This window comes from Sorangium sp. So ce385 (genome assembly GCF_051474135.1).
Taxonomy (GTDB): domain Bacteria; phylum Myxococcota_A; class Polyangia; order Polyangiales; family Polyangiaceae; genus Sorangium; species Sorangium cellulosum_D.
This window is the reverse complement of record NZ_CP150337.1, coordinates 125,355-150,568: the sequence shown is the minus strand read 5'-3', so window position 1 is coordinate 150,568 and position 25,214 is coordinate 125,355. Positions and strand designations below refer to the sequence as shown.

Sequence of the window (25,214 nt, the reverse complement as noted above, 5' to 3'; positions counted from 1 at the left end):
CGACGCTCGCACCCGAGGGAGATTTCCATGGCACTCGACTTGATCCAAACCGTCACCGGTCGCGCCGTTCATGTTCCGGGGGACGACATCGATACGGACCGCATCATCCCGGCGCGCTTTCTCAAGTGCGTCACCTTCGACGGCATCGGCGAGCACCTCTTCCGGGACGTGCGCTTCGACGAGCGCGGCGAGAAGCGGGAGCACCCGCTGAACGACCCGCGGTTCGCGGGGGCGACGATCCTGATCGCGGATCGCAACTTCGGCTGCGGGTCGTCGCGCGAGCACGCGCCGCAGTCGATCGCCAAGGCGGGGTTCAAGGCGGTCGTCGCCGAGAGCTTCGCCGAGATCTTCTTCGGCAACTCGACGACGCTGGGCATCCCCTGTGTGTCGGTGAGCCGCGAGCACCGCGCCGCGCTCGTGGCGCGCGTGAACGCCGATCCGTCGACGGTCGTCACGGTGGACCTGCGGGAGCAGGTCGTGCGGGCGGGGAGCGATCTCGCGGTGCCGTTCACCATCAAGCCGGGGGCGCGCGAGTCGCTGCTGCGGGGCACGTGGGATCCGATCGCGCAGCTGCTCGAGGGGGCCGAGGAGGTCCAGAAGGTGGCGGCGCGGCTGCCGTACGTGCAGCGCACCACCGCGCAGTAGCCCGCGCTCGGCCGGTGTAGCCGCGCTGGCGGCTCGCCGGCAAAGCACCTCCATCTGAAAGCAGGTCGAGCACCTCAACCTGGGTCGAGCACCTCAACCTGGGTCGGCCATCTCTGGGCGTCCCGGGTGCGCCAACTGGCTCAAATTGGCACCCTGCTAGCGCCCTCGGGCACCTCCGGGCACCTCAACCTGGGTCGGGCACCTCAACCTGGGTCGGGCACCTCAACCTGGGTCGGCTGACGGCTCCGTGCCTCAACCTGGGTCGGGTCGCCCCAACCTGGGTCGGGTCGCTGGTCGCTGCTAGCGCCCTCGGGCACCTCAACCTGGGCCGGGCACCTCAACCTGGGTCGGGCACCTCAACCTGGGCCGGGCACCTCAACCTGGGTCGGGCACCTCAACCTGGGTCGGGCACCTCAACCTGGGTCGGGCACCTCAACCTGGGTCGGGCACCTCAACCTGGGCCGGGCACCTCAACCTGGGCCGGGCACCTCAACCTGGGTCGGGCACCTCAACCTGGGTCGGCTGTCGGCTCCGTGCCTCAACCTGGGTCGGGTCGCTGCTCCGTGCCTCAACCTGGGTCGGGTCGCCGCCGTGCCTCAACCTGGGTCGGGTCGCCGGGTCGCCGGTCGGGTCGGGTCGCCCGGGGTCGGGTCGCCCCAACCTGGGTCGGGTCGCCGCTGCACATGGCCCAACCTGGCACGCGACCAGCTTCGTCCGTCACACTGTGGCCCCTTCCGCGCTCGCCGTTGACACACGAGCCAGCCCATCCCTCTCCCACCCCAAAACTCTCCGCCTCACGCCGCGCGCTGGCCGGCAGGAGGTGTCGCCGAGCGGCCGAACGGGCGTGGCATATCCAGTGCTTTGTCTCCCCGCGAGCTCTCGGACTGGCGCTGAGGAGGCGCGGAGCAGCAGCGCTCCGCATGCCGCGGCGCAGCGCCATCGTTCCTTGATCGCGTGTCTCTCACGGACGCGCAGGACGGAGTACCCCCATGCGACTCGCATTCTTCTCTTCTCTTATCTTGCGTTCGTCGACCGCTCGCTCCTCGCTCCAGGGGCTCGTCGCGCTCTCCGCGCTCGTGGTGCTCACCGGCGCCAAGGGGCAGGGCTGTGGCTCCGCGGACGTGCCAACGACGACGCCCGAGCCCGACTGTGGGCCTGGCTTCCACTGGGAGACGGTCTGTTCCCCGTGCGAGATCGGCGAGATGTGCGAAGAGCAGTGTGTGCCCGATAAAGTCTGTTCTCCTGGATGGATCCAGCAGACCTTCTGCGGCGGCAGCAGCACCAGCGTCACCACCTCCGCGGGCCAGGGCGGCATGGACGGCGACGTCGCCATGCCGATGCCTCCCGAGGAGTGCTGGACCGAGTGCGTGCCGCCGCAGCCGTTCTGCCCGCCGGGCACCATCGAGCAGATCGCGTGCAGCGGCGGCATCACCACCACGACCGCCACCGTCGGCTCCGGCGGCTGGACCGGCAGCAGCGTCGGTGTCGGCGGCGCCGGCGGCATGGACGCCGGCGCCGCCATGCCGATGCCTCCCGGTGAGTGCTGGACCGAGTGCGTGCCCGTCGAGCCCCACTGCCTGCCGGGCACGAAGCCGCAGACCGTCTGCGGTGGCACCACCGTCGCCGTCAGCAGCAGCGTCGGCGTCGGCGGCTCCGGCGGCTATGCCGGCTCCGGCGACGCTGGCGCGTGGGAGGGCACCGGCGGGACCGGCGGGGTCGCGGTCCCGCCGCCCCCTCCTGGCTGCTGGACCGAATGCGTGCCCGTCGAGCCCTACTGCCCGCCGGGCACGAAGGTGCAGACCGTCTGCGGTGGCACCACCGTCGCCGTCAGCAGCAGCGTCGGCGTCGGCGGCTCCGGCGGCGACGCTGGCTCCGGCGCCGGCGGCTCCGGCGGCGCTGGCGCGTGGGCGGGCACCGGCGGGTCCGGCGGGGTCACAACCCCGCCGAACCCCGGCGATTGCAGGACCGAGTGCGTGCCCGTCGAGCCCTACTGCCCGCCGGGCACGCAGGCGCAGGAGATCTGCTACGACGGCATCCCCGAGACGACCGTCAGCGCCGGCACGGGTTACGGCAGCGGCGGCGCCTGGGGCGGCTGCTTCATCGAGTGCGTGCCCGTGGAGCCCTACTGCCCGCCGGACACCATCCCGCAGACCGTCTGCGAGGACAGCGTCCCCGGCACGAACGGCAGCACCGGCACCGGCTACGGCGGCGGCGCCAGCCCGTACCCCGGCGGCGGCTGCCGGACCGAATGCATCCCGGTGGAGCCCTACTGCCCGCCGGGCACCCTCGAGCAGAAGATCTGCTCCGGCGCAGGCAGCACCGGCGCAGGCATGGACGATGCCGCGTACCCCGGCGAGTGCTGGACCGAGTGCGTGGAGGGCTCCATCTGCCCCCCCGAGGCGATCAAGCGGACCATCTGCGAGGAGCCGGCCGACGGCGGCTCACCACCGGTCTGCCGGACCGAGTGTGTCCTGATGCTGCCGTGACGCGGCGAGCGCGAGCGCTCCCTCGCGGCCACGGGGGATGTCGGGAACGCGTCAGCATCGCCCGCTACCCGGGAGCGTCATCGCTCCGGTGAAAGAAAAGCGCCAACAGCGCCGTGGGGGATTCCACCCCTGCGACGCTTTTGGCGTATCAGCGGTCCAAGAGGGCGCCGCGGCGGCCTGGCGCGGCCGCGCCCTCCTGGAATGACGCCGGCCGGTACGATTTCGAGAAGGGCAACCAGGCCCAACCGCATCCAGGGGAGCAGGAGGCAGCTCCATGACCCTGGCCCACCCAGAAGCATCTTTCTGCCCGGCCTATCGACGGCCTCTGGCCCTGGTGCTCCTCTCGTGCGCGGCGCTGCCGCTCGCGGGGTGCCCCCTCCAGCCCGCCTCCATCGGCCGTCGCAACGAGGAGGCATCGCGCGTCGAGGCGCCCGATCCAGCGGGCCAGGAGATCGGCAGCGAGACACCGAACGTCGGCGGAGGTCCGCCCGAGGACGACGACGACGACGGCGGCGGCGGCGGCAGCGCCGGTGCCGACGCCTTCCTCGACGACGCCGACGGCGGCAGCGCCTCGGCCAAACCTCCTCTCCCCGACGCGAGCCTCTGCACGGCGAGCTTTCCCATGACCGTGCGCGACTTCTCCGAAAAACATCAAGATTTCGGCCCTTCTCAGACCACCGGCGGGAAGAAATTCGAGCCCGAGACCGAGCTCCAGAACGGCAAACCGGTCGTCGAGAGCCCGCCCGAGGAAGGCGCCAGCGCGGGCGACAGCTTCGACGAATGGTTCCAGGACGATCCGGCCGTCAACAGGACGCTCCACCAGCTCATCCACCTCGATATCCGGAACGGCCGCGGACAGCTGGGCGACCGGAGCTTCTATTACGTCGACGGCCGCGGGTTCGGCAACGAGGGTTACGCGCACAACTTCGGCTTCACCGTCGAGTTCGAGGTGCCGTTCACCTACGAGCAGGGGAGCTCGTTCTCCTACGAATCGAGCGACGACGTCTGGATATCCGTCGACGACACGATCGTGGCCAAGCACTCCGTGCGCGACGGGGTGAACGGGGGAATCGTCCGTCTGGACGCGTGGGCCGATGCGCTCCACCTGAAGCCCGGGTCGTCCCACAAGCTCAAGGTCTTCTACGCCGAGCGAAACTTCGAGGCCTCGGTTTTCCTGCTGGAGACCGCGCTCAACATCGAGTGCGTCGAAGCCATCGATTGAGCCGCCCGCGGCGCGGAGGGGCGCGTCTCCGGGTCAGCCCGCGCGTCGGTCGGCGCGCGGCACCTTTGTGTACCTGAGCTCGAAGGCCCACGCCGGGAATACCGTGGCCGCGAGGCCCGCGCCGAGCCCGTAGAGGATCTCGTCGACCGGCACGCCGAGGAGTGTCCGGCCCGGCAGCAGCACGCTGGGCCGCCAGGTGCGCTCGAACACGCCGGGCACGAGCGCCGCGAAGACGAGGCACAGGCCGAGGTAGAGGGCGGCCGACAGGAGAGCTCCGAGCAAGCCCGGCACGAGCAGATCGCGGCGCGCCCCGACGAGCGCCGCGGTGACGGCGATCATCGCCGCCACCGCGGCGTAGAGGACGGGCACCCCGGCCGCGAGGAGCGCCCCGGCCGTCGCGAGCGCGAGCGCGACCCCCGCCGCCGCCCGCAACCACGGTCGCGCCGCCACCCGCAACCACGGTCGCGCCGCCGCCCGCAACCACGGTCGGGTCCGCGCCCGCAACCACGGTCGGGTTCGCGCCACCCGCAACCCCGGTCGGGTCCGCACCGCCAACCACGGTCGGGTCCGCGCCACCCGCAACCCCGGTCGGGTCCGCGCCACCCGCAACCCCGGTCGGGTCCGCACCGCCCGCAACCCCGGTCGGGTCCGCACCGCCCGCAACCCCGGTCGGGTCCGCGCCGCCAACCCCGGTCGGGTCCGCACCGCCCGCAACCCCGGTCGGGTCCGCTCCGCCAACCCCGATCGGGTCCGTGCGGCGCAGGGCACCAGCGCGCGGCGGAACACCACGGCGTACGCGGTGGACGAAAAGGCGCTGAGCCCGACGAGGAACAGCAAGTCCTCGACGCCGAACCCGACCCGATCGGCCAGGTCGAACAGGAACTTGGGCGTCCAGTACGTCGGATAAAACAGCCGCTCGGTCGCCGCGAACGGCAGCGACGCGACCGCCGCGCGCTTCATCAGCGCGCGCAGATCCGGGCGCGCCACCCAGATGGCCATCCCCGGCAGGAGAAAGAGGACCGAGAGCAGCAGGAACTCGTGGGTCACCGCCCCGCCCTCCTCCTCAGCGCGCGGCGAGCGCGACGGTGGTTACGGCCACAAGCGACAGCGTCGCCGCCCCCGCGGCCGCGACCCGGACCAGGAGCAGGCGCGAGCCCGGCGGCGCTGGACGCGCCAGCAGCACGACGAGCGTCGCCGCCGCCGGCACGAGCAGGCCCGGCGCCGGCCGCAGGCCCACCGCGCCCAGGCCGACCGGCGCGAGCAGCAGCGAGAGCCCGTTCAGGAGCGCCACGCACAGCGCGGCCCGCTCTCCACCCACGCGCACGGGCAGCGTCCGCTTCTCGCTCTCCCGGTCCGACGGCTCGTCGGGGAGCGCGGTGGCGATCGCGCAGCCGAGGTGGCTCGGCAGCAAGAACGCGAGCAGCGCAACGGGGAACCGCCCCAGGTCGCCCCCCTGCGCCAGATACCCGTAGAGCGGCAGGACCACGCCGACCCCGACCATCTGGAGCAGCGCCCCGCCCCCGCGGTACGAGAGGCGGAGCGGCGGGTAGCTGTAGGCCCAGAGGAGCGCGAGCGCCGCGATGGCGAGGAGCACGAGGAGCGGCGCGCCGACCGCCGCGGCGAGCGCCGCCGAGACGGCCACGAGCGCCGCGGCGCAGGCCACGGCCGCGGCGCCGAGCGCCCGGGGCGAGAGGCGCCGCTCCACAAGCACGCGCGAGCCGCCCGAGAACGGCGTGGCGGTCCGGTTGCGGCGGTCGGTCTCCTGGTCCGCGACGTCGTTCGCGTAGACGATGAAGAGCTGGTCGAGGAGGCCGAAGAGCTGGACCGCCGCGAGCGCCCCGAGATCGAGCGGGCGGCCCGCCGCCCGCGCGCCGAGCAGCTGCCCGAGCAGCAGCGGGAGCGCGATCGTCGGCTGCGACGCGAGCCGCGACGCCGCGACCCAGGCCCGGAGCGCCCCCGGCCGGGCGCTCATCGCCCGCCGCCCCGCGACAGGCCGAGGCGCTCGGCCAGCTTGGCGCGCAGGTCGGTGAACGGGAGGTCCCAGCGGCGCTCGCCGTCGAGGCGCCACGCCTTGAGCGGGATGAGGTCCACCTGGGCGAGCAGATAATGCAGCTGCGACTCCTCCCGCGGCTCGCGGATGAAGCTGAACGGGTTGCGGTACTCCCGGCCGTTCAGCTGCGAGTACTTGCGATCGTTGCTGGCCACGAGGTCGACGAGCGCCTTCTGCCGGCCGTCGAGGTAGTCGAAGAACGCGAGATCGAACGGCCCGACGCCCGAGCGCTCGTCCGGCTTGCGCGTCACCCAGCGGGCCCAGTCGTAGCCGTAGAGGAAGTCGTGCGCGTAGCGGAAGCGCAGCTTCGACTTGTTGCCGAAGCCCACGCAGAGCGACACCACGCGGCCCGCGAAGCCATCGATCGCGGGCGCGCTCCCGGCCTGCCACAGGCAGCACGCCAGGTAATCGAGGTCCCAGAAGATGTTGTCGGGGAAGTTGTCCGCGATCGCGCGGATCACCTCGCAGAGCCCGCGGGCGAACGCCTGCGCGCGCTCGGCGTCCTCGCTGCCGCCCACGATCTGCTCGACCAGCGCGACCGGGGCGGGCGCGCTCGGCCGACCCGGCGCGACCGAGGCACGCGCGCCGAGCAGCGGCGTGAGCTGCGCGAGCTCGTCGCGCGCCTCGGCGGGGATCGCGCAGGCGGCCGGGTCGTCGGTCACCTCGGCCCCCCGCCGGCGCAGAGCCCGGCGACGAGCACGCCCGCCGACAGGACGGCCGTCCCCCACCAGATCGCGCGGTGCAGCTCGAGCTTGTAGGCCGCCTGCGCGGCGAAGGCGTTCGTCACCGCGCCCGCGCTCTTCTCGACGAGCCGCGCCCGGAAGTAGAGCGCGACGGCCGCCGCCGGCGCGACCGACCCGATCGGCGGGGCGCCCGCGGCGAGGAGCGGCGCCGCGAGCCAGAGGAGCGGGCCGAGGCCGGCGAGGGCCTCCGTGGCCCGACGCGTGATCGCGTTGCCGAACAGCGCGGTCACGGTGCGCTTTCCGCCGGCGCGATCGCTCTGCTCGTCGGAGAGCCCGCTGGCCAGGGCGCTCGCCAGCGCGAGCGCGAGCAGGCCCGGCAGGAGCGCCGCGAGCCACGCCGGCGCCCACGCGCCGCACTGGGCATACGCGTGCATCACGGGGAGCACGCCGCCCACGCCGATCATCTCCAGGAGCTCGCCGCCGCCGCGGTAGTTCAGCCGGAGCGGCGGCAGCGTGTACGCGGCGAAGACGAGCAGGCCGAGCGCGGCCAGGGGGAGCAGCAGCGGGCGATCGAGCGCGTCGCCGGCCCCCCAGGCGACGAGCAGCGCGGCGGCGCCGGCGCCGAGGCCGGCGAGGAGCAGGGCGCGCGCCGGGAGGATGCCGTCCGGGATGGTCTTCGGCGAGCAGCCCTCCGGGAACATGCGCCGCTTGAGGGCGTCGACCTCGCGATCGCCCCAGTCGTTCAGGAGCACGACGAACGCGACGTCCGCGACCATCCACAGCGCGCCGAAGGCGAGCGCGCCCGCCGACAGCCGGCCCGCGACGGCCGCGCCCACGGCCTGCCCGCATACGGCCGGGACGAGCACCTTGGGCCAGCTCGCGGGCTTGAGCGCGTACCACCACCGCGCTCCAGGGCTCATCGATTCGACGCGCATGGCTCAGCTCTTTCTGCTGCTAGCACAAGAACATGCGCGCTCATGGGCCCCACGAGATCGCGCGCGTTCGGCACGCTCGCCGCTCGGGCGCGCCGAGGCAACGCCGCGGCGTGTCGGCCGCGCGCCGTGCGGCGTTTCCTTCCACGCCGATCTGAGCCACCTTATGCCCCGGCGGCCTCGCCGCACGACCTCGCGCGGCGATCGGCGCGAAGGCGGGAAGACACGAAGAAAGTCCAATGATTTTCATGCTTTCCCGCTTTCATGGGCGACCTCTCCGGTCCGAGGGCGGCGCCGCCGCGCGGCGCGTCGCCTCCCCCTCGCCCCCCTCCTCGATCCCGGCCGGCGCCCCCCTCCGGCGCGACCCCGGCGAGCGCCCGGATCCCCGGCGGAGGCGCCCGTGAGCGCCGACGCGGCCCGGGCGCGCGGCGCGCGGGAGCTCGCGGACGAGCCCGCCCGCCGCCGCATCCGCGAGGACCTCCGGACGACGCTCGTCGTCGAGGCGGCCGCGGGCACCGGCAAGACGACCGCGCTCGTGTCGCGGATCGTCGCCGTGCTGCGGAAGGCGCCCGAGGAGGGCGGCGGCACGCTCGACCGCATCGTCGCGGTGACCTTCACGGAGAAGGCGGCCGGCGAGATGAAGCTGCGCCTCCGCGCCGAGATCGAGCGGGCGCGCGGCGACGCGGCGTCCGGCCCGGCGGAGCGCGCGCGGCTCGACGAGGCGCTCGCGCACCTCGAGGCGGCGCGCATCGGCACCATCCACTCGTTCTGCGCCGACCTCCTGCGCGAGTGGCCGGTCGAGGCGCGCGTCGACCCGCTGTTCCAGGTCGCCGCCGCGGACCAGGCCGAGGCGCTCTTCGACCAGGCCTTCGACGCCTGGTTCCAGCGCACCCTGAACGACCCGCCCGAGGGCGTGCGCCGGATCCTCCGCCGGCGCCCGCGCGACGGCGCCCAGGGCCCGCGCGACCTGCTCCGGAGCGCGGCGTGGCGGCTCGCCGAGCACCGCGACTTCACGCGCCCCTGGCGCCGCGATCCGTTCGATCGCGAGCGCGCCATCGACGAGCTCCTGGACCGCCTCGCGGCCCTCGCCGACCTCGGCGCCGAGGCCGACCGGGAGGGCGACTACCTCGCGCAGAGCCTCCGGAACATCGACCGGTACCTCGCGGAGCTCCGCCGCCGCGAGGAGGTCACGGGCGGGCGCGATCACGACGGGCTCGAGGCCGAGCTCGGCGAGCTCGCGCGCTGGAAGGAGTGGCGCTGGAAGGGCTCGGGCAAGGCGTTCGGCGCGGACCTCTCGCGCGCCGAGGTGCTCGCGCAGCGCGACCGGGTGAAGGTCGAGCTCGACGCGGTGCTCACGGCCGCGAGCGCCGACCTCGCGGCCTGCCTCTCGCGCGAGCTCCGGCCGCCGATCGAGGCGTACGACGCGCTCAAGGCGCGCGCCGGCAAGCTCGACTTCCTCGACCTGCTCCTCTGCGCCCGGAACCTCCTCCGCTCGAGCCGCGCCGTCCGCGAGGAGCTGAACCTCCGCTTCTCGCACCTCTTCGTCGACGAGTTCCAGGACACCGACCCGCTCCAGGCGGAGATCCTGCTCCTGCTCGCGGCCGACGACCCGGCCGAGATCGACTGGACGCGGGCGCGCCCGGTGCCCGGCAAGCTCTTCGTCGTCGGCGATCCGAAGCAGTCGATCTACCGCTTCCGCCGCGCCGAGGTCGCGCTCTACGAGGCGACGAAGGCCCGGCTCGTCGCGTGCGGCGCGAGCGTGCTGTACCTGTCGACGAGCTTCCGCAGCGCCCCGTCGATCCAGGAGGCCGTCAACGCGGCGTTCGCGCCGCTGATGCAGGGGGGGTCGGGCGAGGGCGCGGCGAGCCAGGCGCGGTACGTCGCGCTCGAGCCGTTCCGGGACGACCCCGTCGGGCAGCCGACGGTGATCGCGCTGCCGGTGCCGCGGCCTTACGCCGACTTCGGGAAGATCTCCGATTTCCGGGTGCGGCAGTCGATCCCGGACGCGGTGGGCGCCTTCGTCCACCACCTCATCCACGGCGGCCGGGGCGCGGCGGGCGGGCGGCGGTGGACGGTGACCGAGCGCGAGCGCCCGGGCCAGCGGGTGCCGCTCGAGGCGCGGCACATCTGCCTTTTGTTCAAGCGGTTCCAGACGTTCGGCGAGGACGCGACCCGCGCTTACGTGCGGGCGCTCGAGGCGCGGCGGATCCCGCACGTGCTCGTGGGCGGGCGGTCGTTCCACGATCGCGAGGAGGTGATGGCGGTGCGGAGCGCGCTGCTCGCGATCGAGTGGCCGGACGACGAGCTCAGCGTCTACGCGACGCTGCGCGGGCCGCTCTTCGCGCTGACGGACGACGTGCTCCTCCTGTACCGCGACCGGTTCCAGCGCCTGCACCCGCTGGCTCAGCCCGACGGCGGGGCGCTCGATCTCGCGGTCGAGGGGGGTGCGCGGCCGCTCTGGGAGGTCGCGGAGGCGCTCGCGGTGCTCGGGCGGCTGCACCGCGAGCGCAACCGGCGGCCGATCGCGGACACGATCGGCGGGCTGCTCGACGAGACGCGCGCGCACGCCGGCATCGCGATCTGGCCGACGGGGGAGCAGGCGCTCGCGAACGTGCTGCGGGTGATGGATCTCGGGCGGCGGTTCGAGGCGGGCGGCGCGACGTCGTTCCGCGCGTTCGTGGAGCGGCTCGAGGCGGACGCGGAGCGGGGCGAGGTCGCGGAGGCGCCGGTCGTCGAGGAGGGGACGGAGGGGGTGCGGATCATGACGGTGCACCGGGCCAAGGGGCTCGAGTTCCCGGTGGTGATCCTGGCGGATCCGGCGTCGCCGGCGGTGCACCAGCACCCGTCGCGTCACGTGGATCCGGAGCTCGGGCTGTGGGCGGAGCCGCTGGCGGGCTGCGTGCCCGCGGAGCTCGTCGAGCGCCGCGACGAGGTGCTGCGGCGCGATCGCGAGGAGGCGGTGCGGCTCGCGTACGTGGCGGCGACGCGGGCGCGCGAGCTGCTCGTGGTGCCGGCGGTGGGCGACGCGCGCCCGGGGGACGGATCGAGCGACGGCTGGCTGGACGTGCTGCACCCGGTGCTCTACCCGGCGCCGCGCGACCGGCGCAGCGCGCGGCGCTGCGAGGACCTCGGTTGCCCGCCGTTCGGGACCGACACGGTGCTGGAGCGCCCGGCGCGCTGCGAGGCCGACGAGCGCGACGCGGTGGCGCCCGGGGAGCACACGCCGATGGCGGGGTCGCACCGGGTGGTGTGGTGGGATCCGAGCACGCTCGACCTGGATCGCGAGCCGGAGGCGGGGCTCCGGCAGCAGCGGATCCTGCAGGCGGACGCGAGCGGGGCCGGCGCGACGGCGGGCGCGGCGGTGGGCGCGGGCGCCGCGGCGGGCGTGGGCGCGGGCGCCGCGGCGGGCGTGGGCGCGGGCGCGACGGCGGACGTCGGCGCGACGGCGGGCGCGGGCGCCGGCGCGGCGGCGGGGGAGATCGGGCAGCGCGGGTACGAGGTGTGGCTGGAGGCGCGGCAGCGGGCGATCCGGGACGGCGCGGTGGCGGCGATCCGCGTGAAGACGGCGACGCAGATCAGCCATGAGGCGGCGGCGGCAGCGGCGGAAGCGGCGGCGGCCGGCGCGGCGGGGCCGGCCCAGCAGCGGAGCGGCGCGGCCGGCGCGCCGCGCGCGGACGCGTTGCCGGTGATCTCGTTCGAGCAGACCGCGATCGCGCGCGAGGGCCGGCCCTACGGCAAGCGGTTCGGGACGCTGGTGCACGCCGTGCTCGCCGAGGTGGATCTCCGGGCGGGCGAGGACGAGGTGAGGACGGTGGCCGCGGCGCAGGCGCGGCTCCTGGGAGCGCCGGCCGAGGAGGTCGACGCGGCGGTCGCGGCGGCGCTCGCGGCGCTCGAGCACCCGCTGCTCCGGCGCGCGGCGGAGAGCGCGGCGCGCGGCGCGTGCGAGCGGGAGACGCCGCTGCTGCTGCGGCTCGAGGACGGGACGATCGCCGAGGGCGTGGTCGATCTCTCGTTCCGGGAGAGCGTGGGCGACGTGGGCGTCTGGACCGTGGTCGACTTCAAGACCGGCTCGGACGCGGGCACGGCGCACGCGGCCCAGGAGGCGCAGGTGCGGCTCTACGTGCAGGCGATCGCCGAGGCGACGGGCGAGCGGGCGAGAGGGGTCGTGCTCCGGGTGTGAAGGGCGCCGCCGGACGCCGCTCGGAAAGCCAGCGAGCGAGGACCGGCGGCGCGCGAGGCTCGGTATGACGCCGCGCCCCCGGATGGCCGCGGAGCGCGGGAGCATGCGAGTCGAGCAGCCACGCTGAGCCGCGGACGTGAGCACATCGACGCGGCTTCACGGCCCGGCTCACGCCCGCAGCGCCGTGCCACCTCGCGGACGACGTGTCGATCGAGCGATGGAATCACCGCTCCTCGATCCGCGAGCGCGAGGGTCGACGGCGGGATCAGCGCGTGACGCCGCACGCGGATCTCCTCTCATCCAGAGAGCATGTACTCGCCTGGTAAGCACAGCCAGCCCGTGCGATGATACTGACTCTGGGCGCGAGGGCGAAGCAGGCGGCGAGCGATGGCCCCCATGCGAGCATCCACGCATCGATTCGGCCATGACCCGCCCGCTCTCGCGAGCACGGAGCACAGGGAAGAACGCCCCTTGCGCGCGGGCGCACCAGGCAGCCCGAGCATAGAGCAACCGAGGAGAGCCCACGATTTACAATATTTTGGACTATGGCGCAGTCGCGCTCACCCGCGTCAGCGACAACCTCAACAACTACGAATATGGCAACGATTATCCGGACATCGCCAATACGGACAACAAGCAGGCGATTCATGACGCCATCGCCGCCGCCGAGGCAGCGGGCGGCGGCGTCGTCTACTTCCCCCGCGGCGTCTACCGGATCCAGTCGCCGATCCAGGTCTCCTCGGACGGCGTGATCCTGGAGGGCGAGGGGCGCCATAGCGTCATCCTGTACTGGCCTGCCGGGAGCACTTCCTTCAAGCCGGTGCTCCTCCAGAAGGGCGACGGCTTCGAGGACCTGAGGAACGTGGGCGTGCGAGACCTCACGATCGCATTCAAGGCGGGCGGTCCGGACAGCGATGGAGCGCTCCATTTCAACGGCTGCGTCGACTGGTTCTGCGAGCGGGTCACCGTCGTCGGGGATGGGGCCGGCATGAGCGGGTCCAAGACCAACGGGATCAACGTCTCCTACCGCTCGCGCGACGGCATCATCTCCGGATGCGTGGTCGACGGCGTGAGCAAGCCTGGCATCTACCTGGGCTGGGCCGAACACGTCACCGTGGTGGGGTGCGTGGTGAAGAACGTCAAATGCACCGTGTCAGGCGCCGCGGACAACGGTGGCGGGTTCAACATCGCAGGCGGTCACGACCTCACCCTGCTCGATTGTCACGCGTATAACTGTACCGGCGACGGCATCCAGCTCAGCACATCAGGGTTCCCCGAGTCGTATACAGGCACCATCACGGCGGTGGCATCGCAGACCAGCTTCACCGTCCAGATGCCGACGGTACGGACCGAGCAGGTCATGAAGCTCCTGGGCGCCTGGGACGAAGTCAAGAAGCGCATCGAGCCGCTCCAGGTCGCCTCTCTGACCGATCTCGGAGGTGGCACCTCGTGGTCCGTGACGCTGAGCAAGGCGCCGGACCAGACGCTCGCCGTTCACAACCCGAGTGGGAGCGTAGGAAACGGAACCGTTTACGCCAACTTCGTGCCGTTTCGAAACGTCAAGATCATCGGCGGCTCATCGGCGGGCAATCCGACCGGGATCACATTGGGAACCAAGAAATCGGGAGCCATCGGCAGGGACGTCGTGATCTCCGGGGTGCTCTGCGAAAAGAATACGGTTGGCCTCTCCGTGGCCTCCGCGGAGGACGTGCTCGTGCAGGGGTGCATCTTCCGCGGCAACGGGGATGGGGTCAAATTGACGGACGTCACTCCCGGAAACAAGCCCGGCGACCTGCCGGTCGACCATCAGACCAACCGGATCACGATCAGCGACAGCGCGATCTATGACAACACAGTCGTCGGACTGAGGCTGCGGTCGGTGAACAACGTCACGGTCCAGAACACGAGGTTCTCCCGCACATCGAGCGGGCTTCAGAATATCGCCATCGCGTTCGACACGACGTCCACGGGCGGGAGATCGACCGACATCAAGCTGCTCGGGATCGATCTCACCGGGTACACCTCGACCACCAGCTCGCCGATCGTCGATCTGAACGTCAACCAGGGCGTCCCGCAGAGCGTCCCGCAGACGGGCCACTACGAGCTCGCGTACCCGCGGTCGCCGGCGGGCTTCCTCTATGCGCCGACGGGCTCGGTGTACCGGGACACGTCGAACGGCGCCGTGTACCGGAAGACCCAGGGGTGGGCGAAGGACAACTGGACGGCTTCGCTCGGCGGCCATGTCCAGACGACCACGGCCGCGGAGGCGATCGTGGCCAGCTACGCGCTCCCGGAGAAGTCGGTCGTGCACGCGACCGCGGTGGTGGTCGCGCGCAACACCGCGGCGGACCAGTGCGCCGTCTACCGGTGCGCGGTCGGCGCCAAGCGGCACGACGACGACCCTGCGGCGCTCCTGGGAGCATCGCAGAAGATCGGCGCGGAAGGGGAGGACGTCTCGGGCTGGGACGTCACGTTCGGCGTGGCGCCCAGCGGCAACAACCTCGAGCTGCGTGTCCAGGGCGAGGCGAGCAAGACGATCGACTGGGTAGCCCGGCTCGAGCTCGACATCCACACGGCGGCGTGACGCCGGGCGACGTGACGCGGCGCCGCCGGCGCCAGGCACATCGCGCGGAGCAGCAGGTGCGGGCGCCGGGACACGTCCTTCCGGCGCCGTTGCGCTAGGATGGCGCCATGCTCGACCGATGGCGGCAATTCCGTACCAACGCAGGGAAGTGGGGTGTGGTGCGCACCGTCGTGGCGCTCGCCCTCGCGCTCACGGGCGCCGTGATACTCACCGCGTACGCGCAGTCCTACTGGCCCACCGTGCCCGGCGTCGCGCTCGGGTTCGTGATCCCCTACCTGGCCCGGGACGCGCTCGTCGAGCATGCGCAGAAAGTGCAGCGATTTCAGTCTTATTCCATGATCGGCATCGGGCTCATCGCCGCGGTGGGGCGCGACGTCTTCAAGGAGGTCGGGCCCATCGGGCTCGCGGTGGCGCTCGCCTTCGCCGCGGCTCAGGTGGGCACGTACTTCTGGCTGCTCTCGGATCCCCGGATCTCGATCGTCCACAGCTGAGGCGTCCCCTGGGTTGCTCCCGGGGACATCGAGGCGCGCGCTCGGCGGCGACACGCCGGAGGAGCCATCGCGCGCCCTCGGCGGAGCGATGGCCATCGCCGCGCCCTCGGCAGAGCGACGTCGAGAAGCGGCGATGTCCGCGAGGAGGCGATCGTCCCTGGTACGATGCGCGCTGGCGCGGAGGCCGGCATGGGGACGAGCGACGAGGGTGGGAAGAAGCTGGGGGTCATCGGTACCGCCATTGCGGCCATCGGAATGATGGTGGCGCGCGGCGCCGACGACTGCGGGCGCCTTGGGTTCAAGGGCCTCGGGGCGGCGGGGCATGCCGCGCCAGCGGCCGTGGGCGCGGGGGATGCGCTGCTCGGCGCGGGCAAGGCGGCGGCCGTCGGCGACGACGCCCTGCTCGGCGCGGGCAAGGCGGCCGTCGGCGACGACGCCCTGCTCGGCGCGGGCAAGGCGGCCGTCGGCGACGACGCCCTGCTCGGCGCGGGCAAGGCGCCCCTCGGCGATCCTGCGCGCGCCGCGGCGCACGCGGGCGATGGCGCGCACGCGCCGAAGGTGCTCGAGGCGCAGCCCGGCAGCGCCACCGAAGACATGGCCGGGAAGCTTGCAGAGCAGGGGCTGGATCTGGGGGTGGAGATGCTCCCCGGCGCGACCGACGAGCAGGAAGCGGACGCGACGGAGCCTGCGCCGGAGGCGGCCGCCGCTGCCGGCGTGAAGGGAGCGCGGCGGGCGCCGATGCCGTCCGGCGCCGGCAGCGCCGATGCGGGCGCCGACGCCACGGCCGCGCCGGCGCCCCGGACCGTGGAGCGCCGGTCCCCCGCAAGGTGATGCAGCGCGCGTACGTCAGTCTGTCCGGTCGATGTCGCGAGGGGCGTCGAACGAGCCGTCGCCCACGTCATCGACACCTGGCAGGACGGATGACGGCAAGCGGCGCGGCGCCGTAAGATGCTGCGGCCTCCCGTGGTCCATGCCCCCATGAACGCACCTGCCCTGCTCCTCTGCCCGCTGCTGCTCTCCGTGATGGGCTGTGTCGCCGGCGAGCCGGCCCCCGCGGCTCCCGCTCACGCGGGGGCCGACAACCCCTGCGCGCCGGGCGGAACGCCGCGGCCTCCCCGCCGGAACATCGTGGCCACGACGGTCACGCCGAGCGGACAGGTCATCGACTGGATCCCGATCGAATCCCAGACCCCCGACGGCAAGATCGCGTCCCCTCCCCCACCGCCGACGCGCCCGGGCGACGCCGCACCGGCACCCCCGAGCGGCGCCGCGCCGGCGCGATCCCCGGTGGAGACCGGGGTCGAGCTCGGGCCGAGAGGTCCGGCCGGCACCGTGCCGGTGCTGCGCCCGCGACAGCCGCAGTGCGATTGCCTGCCTGGCTACGTCCAGCAAGCCAATGGCTCGTGCGCGGAGCTCGCCACGCACTGCTCGGGAGAGGGAGCGATGGCGTCCAGCAAGTCGTTCACCGTCTGCTGTCCGGAGCTCGCGCGCATTCCCCTGATGGAGCGCGTCGATGGCAAGTGCGTGACCATGGGGCTCGGCGCGCACCTCTGCGCGAAGTGCGGCGACGGCGCCTGCGGCGCGGGCGAAAACGACTGCAACTGTCCGAGCGACTGCCACGCAGCCAGTCCGAGCCCTGCCAGCGGCCCCGACGACGCATCCAGCGCCCCACCGACGCCGACGGGGGCTCCCTGAGCAACGCGATGTCCCGCTCGACACCGTCGCCGCCCTCCATGGCCGGCGCCGCGCCGGCCCCAGCCGTCGTCATGGACGAGGCGCGCCCGCCCTCGTCGAAGCTCGCCGCCCTCGGCGCCGCGCCGCCGAGAGGTGCCGCCGCGGAGGCGTCCACCCCGGCAGCCGCGGTAGGATCCTCCGGCCCATGAGCACCCTCCTCGCCGAGCTCGAGCGGTTCTACGACGCCGTCCCTCGCCGTCGTGCCGACGCCGAGGACCACGGACCGCTGACCCTCTTCGTTCGCCGCGGCGACGGCTGGCCCTACTACGCCCGCCCCACCCTCCGTGGTCGAGGCCCCGTGTCGGCCGAGGACGTGGCCGCGGTGCGCGCGCGTCAGCGGCAGCTCTCGATCCCGGAGGCGTTCGAGTGGGTGCTGGAGACGACCCCCGGGCTCGACGCGGTCGCCGAGGCGGCGGGCCTGCACGTCCGCCGCTGCCCGCTGCTCGTGCTCCGCGGCGAGCCCGTCCCGGCCGCCTTGCCCGAGGACATCGCGCTCTCGATCGTCGCCGCGCACGACCCGGATCTCGCCGCCGTGCAGGCCGTCGCGCACGTCGCCTTCGGCGCGCTCAGCACCGCGGCGGGCCCTGCTGGCTCGGCGGAGCGCGACGCCGCCGCAGCGACGCTCCCGGCCGGGCTCGCGGCGGCCTGGCACGCGTCGCTGATCGAGGGAACGATGGTGCACGCCGCTGCCCGGGGCCGCGGCGGCGCGCTCACCGGGCCGCTCTGCGTGGGCAGCTACCAGCACGCGCTGGACGTCGCCGAGATCGTGGGCGTCGGGACGCTGCCTGCGGCCCGGCGCCGGGGCCTCGCCGCCGCCGTCACCGCGGTCCTGGCCCGGCACGCCCTGGACGCCGGGATGCGCACCGTGTTCCTGTCTGCGCAGAACGACGACGTCGCGCGCGTCTACGAACGGGTCGGATTCCGGCGCGTCGCCACCGCGTGCATCGCCGAGCCGCCCGAGCCGGCGGAGCGCGCCGAGGACCTCGCCCCGTGACCGGTGCGAGGCCGGCGAGATCGGCCTCACCGAGCCATCGACGCCACAGAGGGGTCAGCCGGAGACGGCGTGATAGTCCGGCCCCTCTTCCCCGCGCAGGATCTCGGTCTGAACGACCGATGCGTCCCGCAGGTGCGCCACCGCTCCGAGCTCACCGTCGCCACGGTACGCCGAGAAGGCGTGTTCGTCGGGAAAGGTGACGATGTGAATCTCCTTCAGGCTCAGCCCAGCGCTGTCGGGCGCCGTCACCACGGTTCGCTCGATCGCGCCGCCGTACCGGGCCATCACGGCCGCGGCCTTCCTCTCGTACGCGCGGAATGCGTCGAGCGCCTCGCATCGCACCGTGAGGATCACGACCAGCGTCACCGGAACGTCCCCTCGTCCACGCCACGCCGCCGCAGAAGCACAAAAAAAAAGAGCGCCCATTCGACGGTGGGGGGGGAAACCGTCACGGGCGCTCTGCCTCCAGGTTTAGCAGGATGCGGACCAAGCGCGGTACCCTGGTTTTCCGCGCATTTTCCTTAAGGGGACTGCGTACCCCTTTCGATCCTGAAACCGGCGCGTGCAATCCTGACATCCTCCGGTCGCTGCTGGCGATGGAGGCGGTGCGGCGCCACACCTGACGCCGCCGACCGCCGACCGGAGCGAGATGCTCGACGACGGCGGGCTCCGCCGCCTCCTCGGGCGCGAGCAGATGGTCGCGCGCATCACGGCTTGAGGCCGCGGGGACCACATCGCTTGACGCCGCGGCAACCACGTCGCTTGAGGCCACGGGGGGCCACGTCGCTTGACGCCGCGGCAGCCACCGTCGCCGCCGCGCCAGGGGGCGCGGCCGCCGCGCGCGGAGCGGCCGCTCGACTCCGCCCGACGGAGCGCGCCGCGCCGGCCTGCGTGCATCGTTGACATCGCCGCCAGGATTGCTCCAATGCGAGCGCCCGCTCCGCGCTGATCCAACGAGGAGGCATTCGATGCGGCACTTTCTGACCACGATGGACTATACCCGCGCCGAGATCGAGGGCCTCCTCGAGCGCGCGCAGCGCTTCAAGCGCCGGCCGATCGAGCCGCGCCTCAAGGATCGCACCATCGCGCTCGTGTTCTTCAACCCCTCGCTGCGGACGCGCACCTCCTTCGACGTCGGCATCCGGGAGCTCGGCGGACACGCCGTGGTCCTGGAGCCCGGCCGGGGCGCCTGGCCCATCGAGTTCGAGGAAGGCGCCGTGATGGACGGCGAGCCGGAGGAGCACATCCAGGAGGTCGCTCGCGTGCTCTCGCGCTACGCCGACCTCATCGGCGTGCGCGCCTTCCCCAAGTTCCAGCGCTGGGAGGAGGATCGCCAGGACAAGGTGCTCCAGGGGTTCGCCCGCCACGCGACCGTGCCGGTGGTGAACCTCGAGACCATCACCCACCCTTGCCAGGAGCTCGCCCTCGCCCTCGCCATGAAGGAGCGCCTCGGCCGCCTCGACGGCAAGAAGTTCGTGCTCACCTGGACGTACCACCCGCGCCCGCTCAACACCGCGGTCGCCAACTCGGCCGTTCTCATCGCCTCCAAGCTCGGCATGGACGTCACCCTCCTCTGCCCCAACGAGGAGTACCACCTCGACGAGCGCTACCTCGACGCCGCCAGGAAGAGCGCGGCCGACAACGGGCGGAAGCTCTCGATCACCTACGACATCGAGTCCGCCTACCGGGGCGCCCACGTCGTGTACGCGAAGAGCTGGGGCGCGATTCCCTACTTCGGGCGCTGGGAGCAGGAGAAGCCCATCCGCGACCGGCACAAGCACTTCATCGTCGACGAGCAGAAGATGGCGCTCACCGCGGGTGGGCTCTTCTCCCACTGCCTGCCGGTCCGGCGCAACGTGAAGGTCACGGACGCGGTGATCGACTCGCCGGCCTCCATGGTCATCGACGAGGCCGAGAATCGGTTGCATGTTCAGAAGGCCGTGATGGACGTGCTGGCCAACGGGTGGTGACCGCGATGGGCTCGACACAAGACGTCATCGTCCGCCTGCTCAGGAACCTCGGCAGCCGCAAGGAGGTCGAGCAGTACCTGAAGCAGTACGCGGCCGTCGATCAGCAGAAGTTCGCCGTCATCAAGGTCGGCGGCGCCATCCTCGACGAGGACCTGGAGGCGCTCGCGACCTCGCTCGTGTTCCTGAACCAGGTCGGCCTGTATCCCATCGTGATCCACGGCGCCGGGCCGCAGCTCGATCGGGCGCTCGCCGAGGCGGGCATCCAGACCGAGCGCGTCAACGGGCTGCGCGTCACGACGCCCCGCGTCCTGGAGATCGCCCGCCGCGTCTTCCTGCGCGAGAACCTGCGGCTCGTCGAGGCGCTCGAGGAGATGGGCACGCGCACGCGGCCGATCACCGCGGGCGTCTTCGAGGCGTCGCTGATGGACGAGGGCCGCCTCGGGCTGGTCGGCAGGGTGGAGCGCGTCCACGTCGACGCGGTGAGGTCCAGCCTGCGCGCGGGGCACCTGCCGATCCTCGCCTGCCTCGGCGAGACGCCGGGCGGGCAGATCGTCAACATCAACGCCGACGTGGCCGCGCGCGAGCTCGCGCTCGCGACGCAGCCGTTCAAGATGATCTTCCTCACGAGCGCGGGCGGCCTCCTCGACGAGCACGGGCGCATCATCTCGGCCATCAACCTCGAGGAGGACTACGCGGGCCTCATCGCCCAGCCCTGGCTGACCGGGGGCATGCGGCTCAAGCTGCAGGAGATCAAGCTCCTGCTCGACGGGCTGCCGCCGACCTCCTCGGTGTCGATCACGGCGCCGGATCACCTGGCGAAGGAGCTGTTCACGCACACCGGGTCTGGCACGCTCGTCCGACGCGGCGAGCGCATCCTGCGGCACGACACGCTCGACGGCATCGATCGCGGCCGGCTGCGCGATCTGCTCGAGGCGTGCTTCCAGCGGAAGCTCGACGAGCACTACTTCGACAAGAAGCCGTTCTACCGCATCTACCTGTCCGACTCGTACCGGGCGACGGCGATCCTCACGCTCGACTCGGGCGACAAGGCGCCCTTGACGCCGTACCTCGACAAGTTCGCGGTGACCACGGAGGCGCAGGGCGTGGGGATCGGCGGCTCGCTCTGGACGCGGATGAAGAACGAGAACCCGAAGCTGTTCTGGCGCGCCCGGAACGGCAACGAGATCAACCCCTGGTATTTCCAGCAGGCCGAGGGCAGCTACCGCAACGAGAACTGGACGGTGTTCTGGTACGGCCTGTCCAGCTTCGACGACATCCGCGCCTGCATCGATCACGCGCTGTCGCTGCCGGCGACCCTGCGCCACCACGGCACGGCCGAGCTCTGACCGCGCGCCGCCGAGCCCGGCGCGCCGCCGCCGCGCCGCGCCCGGGCTCGCGGCGGGTCGCGCCTCGGTCCGGGCTCACAGCGGGTCGTCGTCACCGTCGGCGTCCGCCCGCGCGGGGGGCGCGCGCTCCCGGTCGGCCGCGGCGTCCGGCAGGAGCGGCTCCGCCGGCGGCGGGGCGCTCGTCCGCTTCTCGGCGGCGCGCGCCTTCGGCGATCGCCGCGGCGAGCGCTTCGGCTTGGCGGGCGCGCCGGACGCCTCCGGAGGGCGCGGCTTCTTGAGCGCCCGGGGCGGCAGGAGCTCCGAGTCGACAGCGACCTTCTTCGCCATGAAGATCGCGGCGTCGAGCCGGTAAAAGCTGCGCTTCCGGTAGAACTTGAGGGCGCCGATGTTGTTCTCGGCCACCTCCAGCACGAGGTGGGTGCAGCCGTGGATGCGCGCGAGGTGCTCGAGCTGCTCGAGCATGAAGGCGCCGACGCCGCGACCCTGGTAATCGGGGTGGACCGCGAGCTCCTCGACGAAGAGCGGGCGCATGTCGTGCTTCGTGAAGTACCGCTCGTTCATCCAGTTGTCGGTCCCGGTGATCTCGAACGCGCACTCCGCGTAGCCGACGATCTCCTGCCCATCTCCCTGGCGGACCTCGAAGAGGAGCTGCTCGACGCCTTCCTCTTCGTAGACCTCCAGGAACCGCTTCTTCGAGCGAGGACGCTGGTACTCGACCGTTTCCCGGTTCACGTCGCGGAACACCTTTTTGAGAAATTCCCAAACTCGGTTCAGGTCGCGGCGGTGGATCCGGCGGACGTAGATGAGGCTCTCCTCCCCGGCGCCGGGGGAGCTCGACTCGGCCTTGGTCATTGTCGCGCCCAGTCTACAGGACGAACGCGGAGCGGGCACATCGCGGCGAGCGCGAGGTTCGCTCCTCCGGGGGGCGCAGGGCTGGTGAGGGCGTGAGCGCGGGGATGCGAGGGAGGGGGCCTGCAGAAGGGCCCGGCCCGAGGCGAGGGGGTTCGTCGCGCGTGGTGGTGGGGCGGCGAGGGCGCGCTGCCCCCGCCGCGAGGCCGCAGGCGGCTGCCTTCGGCCTTGGACTACACCCCGGCCTGCGGGCCGATCTGCTGGAGGCGCGCGTTGATCACGTCCCAGTTCAGGCCGGAGAGCACGTTGGCCACGTAGTCCGCCTTCTTGGTCTGGTAGTCCGCGAAGTACGCGTGCTCCCAGGCGTCGATCGCGACCATGATATGCGTGTTCGCGAACAGGCCGACATCGTGCTCGGTCCGGATGAGGTTGTTGAAGAGCTTCTTCTCCTGATAGTCGTACACGAGCACCGTCCAGCCGTGCGCGCTCAGGAGCGCCGCCTTGGCGTCCGCCAGCCAGTTGTCGAAGCTGCCAAAGGAGGCCTCGATGATCTTCTTCGACTGGGCGCTCGGCTGCGTCGAGCCGTTGCCGATGTTCTCGAAGTACAGCTCGTGCAGCACCGTGCCATTGAACGCGACAGGCTCGCGGCGCTTGAGCTCGCTGTACGCGTTGTACGAGTAGTTGGGCGCGCTGCGATCCGCCTTACCGAGCTGCTCCCAGATCTCGTTGAGCTTCTTCACGTAGCCCTGGTACAGCGTGAAATGCGCCTTGAGCTGCAAATCACTCAAGCCCTTGGCGTTGCCGCCGAGGAGATTGTCGAAGTTCTTCGGTTCGCGGGCCATGGTGCCTCCTAACGAGTGCCGCGAGCAACGCGTGCCGCGGGGTCAGGTCGCCGCTCTACCGCTGCCGCCCTCCGGTAGCAACCCTGGCGTTCGAGGCGCCACGGCGCGACGTCACGGCGCAAGCGGACCTGCCCCAGACCCGACCGCCCTTGCAGGAAACTCCGTACAGGCGCGCGAGGCGCACCGTGAATGCGCGTCGGAACCGCCGCGACCAGGCCCGCGCCGCCGCGCGCACAGCGCCTCCCTCGAGCCGGCCCGATGGCCCGCCGCGCCGGGAAAAACCTCGTGAAACGTTGAACGCCGCGGGCGTTTCGGTCGATACTCCGGGGGCTTGCTGTTCCTTCGCGCAAGGAGGCGACCTCGTTCATGCCGGCTCGTACACAGGGGACCCATCCGACGGCCGCGCTCGCGGCGGCGCTGTGCCTGCTCGGGGCAGCGGCTCACGCCGAAGCGCAGGAGCCCGCGAGACCCGAGGGCTTCGCGCTCGACAGGTTCCAGCCCGCGCCGGCCGGCGACCGGATGTTCGGTGTCCAGTCCGCCTACGCAGCAGGCGACGCGTCGCCCCACATCATGATCCTCGGCGATTACGCCCAGGACCCGCTCGTGTTGCGGAGGCTCCGGGGGAACGAGGATATCGGCGACGGCAAGGTCGTCGGCAGCCAGCTCCTGCTCCACCTGAGCGCCTCGCTCTCGCTCTGGAAGCACCTCACGGTGAACGTCGATCTGCCGCTCGCGTTCCAGTCCGGCGACGGCGGGGTCGCCTCGGGGGCCGTGCTCCCGCAGCCGGCCACGAGCGCGCTCGGGGACCTCCGGCTCGGCGCGCGCGCGACCCTCTTCGGCGACTACTTCGATCCGTTCCAGATCGCCCTCGGCGGCTACGTGTGGCTGCCGACCGGCGACCCCGAGGCGTACTCCGGCGACGGCGACGTGCGCGGCAGCCCGCAGCTCATCCTCGGCGGCCACCTGGATCGCGCGGTGTGGTCGCTCGCCGCGGGGCCGGAGTTCCGGTCGACCCGGCAGTTCGCCAACGTCGAGCAGGGGATGATGGTGCACTGGGGCGCCGGCGTCGGCCTGCTGCTCGACGACGAGCGGCGGCTGCAGATCGGACCGGAGATCACCGGCTCGATCACGATCTCCGACGTCCAGCAGCGCACGACCAACCTGGAGGCCCTGCTCGGCGGGCGCTACCGCTTCGCCGGCGACTTCGAGGCCGGGCTCGGCGTGGGCCCCGGCCTCACGGCCGGCGTCGGCACGCCCTCGTTCCGCGCGGTGGCCATGGTCGCCTACTCGCCCGAGGTGAAGCCGCCCGTGAAGGACCGGGACGGCGACGGCATCCCCGACGACGCGGACGCGTGCCCGGACGTCGCCGGCGTGGGGAGCGCGGACCACGCGAAGAACGGGTGTCCGCCGCCCAAGGACGCGGATCGCGACGGCATCCTCGACGCGGTCGACGCCTGCCCCGCCGTGGCCGGCGTCGCCTCGCCGGACCCGAAGAAGAACGGCTGCCCGCCGCCCGGGGACCACGACAAGGACGGCATCACCGACGACGTCGACGCGTGTCCGGACCAGGCCGGCCCGAGCAACGAGGACCCGAAGAAGCACGGCTGCCCGCCGCCGCCCGATCGCGACAGCGACAAGATCCCCGATCCGTCGGACGCGTGCCCGGAGCTGCCCGGCATCGCCACGACCGACCCCGCGACGAACGGCTGCCCGGGCGACACCGACGGGGACGGCATCCGCGACGACCAGGACGCCTGCCCGAACGAGAAGGGCAAGCCGAACGAGGATCCGAAGCAGCACGGGTGCCCGGCCGCGGTCCGGGTGACCGAGACCGAGATCGTCATCCTGCAGCAGGTGCAGTTCGACATCGGCAAGGCGACCATCCGGCCGGTCAGCCACGAGCTGCTCGAGGAGGTCGCCGGCGTGCTCAAGGACCACCCGGAGATCCTCAAGATCGAGGTCCAGGGCCACACGGACGACCGCGGAGCGCGCCAGTTCAACACGAAGCTGAGCCAGGCGCGCGCGGAGTCGGTGCTGATGGCGCTCGTCGAGCGCGGCATCGCGCCCGACCGCATGCAGGCGAAGGGCTACGGCCCCGACGTCCCGATCGCGGACAACAAGACCGAGGCGGGGCGCCAGAAGAACCGGCGCGTCCAGTTCAACATCATCGAGAAGGCAAAGAAGCAGCCATAGGGCTGGAGGCGTC

At 72.4% G+C, this 25,214-nt stretch carries 19 protein-coding genes; 12 read left to right on the top strand and 7 right to left on the bottom strand.

The annotated features are described in order from the left end of the window. Positions 1-27: 27 nt before the first annotated feature. The 3 genes from leuD (at position 28) to WME83_RS00515 (ending at position 4,353) form a co-directional block, all read left to right on the top strand. Positions 28-645: a 3-isopropylmalate dehydratase small subunit gene (gene leuD / locus WME83_RS00525; protein ID WP_437317296.1), complete on the top strand. Its 618-nt coding sequence runs from the start codon at positions 28-30 to the stop codon at positions 643-645. A gap of 989 nt (positions 646-1,634) precedes the next feature. Next, positions 1,635-3,131: a hypothetical protein gene (locus tag WME83_RS00520; protein WP_437317295.1), complete on the top strand. Its 1,497-nt coding sequence runs from the start codon at positions 1,635-1,637 to the stop codon at positions 3,129-3,131. Between the two features lie 274 nt (positions 3,132-3,405). Then, positions 3,406-4,353, top strand: a complete 948-nt coding sequence (locus tag WME83_RS00515) for a fibro-slime domain-containing protein (protein WP_437317294.1) — start codon at positions 3,406-3,408, stop codon at positions 4,351-4,353. 33 nt (positions 4,354-4,386) lie between these two features. Here WME83_RS00515 and WME83_RS00510 read toward each other — a convergent pair whose 3' ends face one another. The 4 genes from WME83_RS00510 to WME83_RS00495 are packed head-to-tail and all read right to left on the bottom strand — an operon-like array spanning position 4,387 to position 8,021. Next, a complete protein-coding gene (locus WME83_RS00510; protein ID WP_437317293.1) occupies positions 4,387-5,400 on the bottom strand; it encodes a lycopene cyclase domain-containing protein in 1,014 nt (337 codons plus the stop codon). 16 nt (positions 5,401-5,416) lie between these two features. Then, positions 5,417-6,325 carry a prenyltransferase gene (locus tag WME83_RS00505; protein ID WP_437317292.1) on the bottom strand — a complete coding sequence of 303 codons (909 nt, stop codon included), beginning with the start codon at positions 6,323-6,325 and terminating at the stop codon, positions 5,417-5,419. Next, on the bottom strand, positions 6,322-7,065 hold the full coding sequence (locus WME83_RS00500; protein ID WP_437317291.1) for a ferrochelatase: 744 nt from the start codon (positions 7,063-7,065) through the stop codon (positions 6,322-6,324). The genes WME83_RS00505 and WME83_RS00500 overlap by 4 nt, the downstream gene beginning before the upstream one ends. Beyond that, positions 7,062-8,021 carry a UbiA family prenyltransferase gene (locus WME83_RS00495; protein WP_437317290.1) on the bottom strand — a complete coding sequence of 320 codons (960 nt, stop codon included), beginning with the start codon at positions 8,019-8,021 and terminating at the stop codon, positions 7,062-7,064. Before WME83_RS00495 ends, WME83_RS00500 begins: the two co-directional genes overlap by 4 nt. 397 nt (positions 8,022-8,418) lie before the next feature. Between WME83_RS00495 and WME83_RS00490 the strand changes: the two genes are divergently transcribed. The 6 genes from WME83_RS00490 (at position 8,419) to WME83_RS00465 (ending at position 18,001) form a co-directional block, all read left to right on the top strand. Beyond that, positions 8,419-12,198: a UvrD-helicase domain-containing protein gene (locus WME83_RS00490; protein WP_437317289.1), complete on the top strand. Its 3,780-nt coding sequence runs from the start codon at positions 8,419-8,421 to the stop codon at positions 12,196-12,198. A gap of 538 nt (positions 12,199-12,736) precedes the next feature. Beyond that, a complete protein-coding gene (locus WME83_RS00485; protein ID WP_437317288.1) occupies positions 12,737-14,782 on the top strand; it encodes a glycosyl hydrolase family 28-related protein in 2,046 nt (681 codons plus the stop codon). Between the two features lie 107 nt (positions 14,783-14,889). Next, entirely contained in the window at positions 14,890-15,273 is a 384-nt protein-coding gene (locus WME83_RS00480; RefSeq protein WP_437317287.1) for a hypothetical protein, read from the top strand. Positions 15,274-15,462: 189 nt separating this feature from the next. Next, complete coding sequence (locus WME83_RS00475) at positions 15,463-16,104, top strand: hypothetical protein (RefSeq protein ID WP_437317286.1); 642 nt, start codon at positions 15,463-15,465, stop codon at positions 16,102-16,104. Positions 16,105-16,251: 147 nt separating this feature from the next. Next, positions 16,252-16,968 (top strand): hypothetical protein, encoded by a 717-nt coding sequence (locus WME83_RS00470; RefSeq protein ID WP_437317285.1) that lies wholly within the window; start codon positions 16,252-16,254, stop codon positions 16,966-16,968. Positions 16,969-17,152: 184 nt separating this feature from the next. Further along, positions 17,153-18,001, top strand: a complete 849-nt coding sequence (locus WME83_RS00465; protein WP_437317284.1) for a GNAT family N-acetyltransferase — start codon at positions 17,153-17,155, stop codon at positions 17,999-18,001. 54 nt (positions 18,002-18,055) lie between these two features. On the opposite strand, the gene WME83_RS00460 is transcribed toward WME83_RS00465, so the two are convergent. Beyond that, entirely contained in the window at positions 18,056-18,367 is a 312-nt protein-coding gene (locus WME83_RS00460; RefSeq protein WP_437317283.1) for a hypothetical protein, read from the bottom strand. Between the two features lie 602 nt (positions 18,368-18,969). On the opposite strand from WME83_RS00460, the gene WME83_RS00455 reads away from it, so the two are divergent. After that, positions 18,970-19,971, top strand: a complete 1,002-nt coding sequence (locus WME83_RS00455; protein WP_437317282.1) for an N-acetylornithine carbamoyltransferase — start codon at positions 18,970-18,972, stop codon at positions 19,969-19,971. 5 nt (positions 19,972-19,976) lie between these two features. Further along, positions 19,977-21,317, top strand: coding sequence for an acetylglutamate kinase (locus WME83_RS00450; RefSeq protein ID WP_437317281.1), 1,341 nt, complete (start codon positions 19,977-19,979; stop codon positions 21,315-21,317). Positions 21,318-21,392: 75 nt separating this feature from the next. On the opposite strand, the gene WME83_RS00445 is transcribed toward WME83_RS00450, so the two are convergent. After that, positions 21,393-22,169, bottom strand: coding sequence for a GNAT family N-acetyltransferase (locus tag WME83_RS00445; protein WP_437317280.1), 777 nt, complete (start codon positions 22,167-22,169; stop codon positions 21,393-21,395). Between the two features lie 230 nt (positions 22,170-22,399). Next, positions 22,400-23,008 carry a superoxide dismutase gene (locus tag WME83_RS00440; protein WP_437317279.1) on the bottom strand — a complete coding sequence of 203 codons (609 nt, stop codon included), beginning with the start codon at positions 23,006-23,008 and terminating at the stop codon, positions 22,400-22,402. 366 nt (positions 23,009-23,374) lie between these two features. Here WME83_RS00440 and WME83_RS00435 point away from each other — a divergent pair, with 366 nt between their 5' ends. Then, positions 23,375-25,201: an OmpA family protein gene (locus WME83_RS00435; RefSeq protein ID WP_437317278.1), complete on the top strand. Its 1,827-nt coding sequence runs from the start codon at positions 23,375-23,377 to the stop codon at positions 25,199-25,201. The last annotated feature ends 13 nt before the right edge of the window (positions 25,202-25,214 follow it).

Coding starts and splice junctions, on each gene's coding strand:
- WME83_RS00445 (WP_437317280.1), bottom strand. CDS start 22,169: ATGACCAAGGCCGAGTCGAGCTCCCCCGGCGCCGGGGAGGAGAGCCTC.
- WME83_RS00515 (WP_437317294.1), top strand. CDS start 3,406: ATGACCCTGGCCCACCCAGAAGCATCTTTCTGCCCGGCCTATCGACGG.
- WME83_RS00505 (WP_437317292.1), bottom strand. CDS start 6,325: ATGAGCGCCCGGCCGGGGGCGCTCCGGGCCTGGGTCGCGGCGTCGCGG.
- WME83_RS00450 (WP_437317281.1), top strand. CDS start 19,977: ATGGGCTCGACACAAGACGTCATCGTCCGCCTGCTCAGGAACCTCGGC.
- WME83_RS00455 (WP_437317282.1), top strand. CDS start 18,970: ATGCGGCACTTTCTGACCACGATGGACTATACCCGCGCCGAGATCGAG.
- WME83_RS00440 (WP_437317279.1), bottom strand. CDS start 23,008: ATGGCCCGCGAACCGAAGAACTTCGACAATCTCCTCGGCGGCAACGCC.
- WME83_RS00470 (WP_437317285.1), top strand. CDS start 16,252: ATGAACGCACCTGCCCTGCTCCTCTGCCCGCTGCTGCTCTCCGTGATG.
- WME83_RS00475 (WP_437317286.1), top strand. CDS start 15,463: ATGGGGACGAGCGACGAGGGTGGGAAGAAGCTGGGGGTCATCGGTACC.
- WME83_RS00495 (WP_437317290.1), bottom strand. CDS start 8,021: ATGCGCGTCGAATCGATGAGCCCTGGAGCGCGGTGGTGGTACGCGCTC.
- WME83_RS00480 (WP_437317287.1), top strand. CDS start 14,890: ATGCTCGACCGATGGCGGCAATTCCGTACCAACGCAGGGAAGTGGGGT.
- WME83_RS00520 (WP_437317295.1), top strand. CDS start 1,635: ATGCGACTCGCATTCTTCTCTTCTCTTATCTTGCGTTCGTCGACCGCT.
- leuD (WP_437317296.1), top strand. CDS start 28: ATGGCACTCGACTTGATCCAAACCGTCACCGGTCGCGCCGTTCATGTT.
- WME83_RS00465 (WP_437317284.1), top strand. CDS start 17,153: ATGAGCACCCTCCTCGCCGAGCTCGAGCGGTTCTACGACGCCGTCCCT.
- WME83_RS00435 (WP_437317278.1), top strand. CDS start 23,375: ATGCCGGCTCGTACACAGGGGACCCATCCGACGGCCGCGCTCGCGGCG.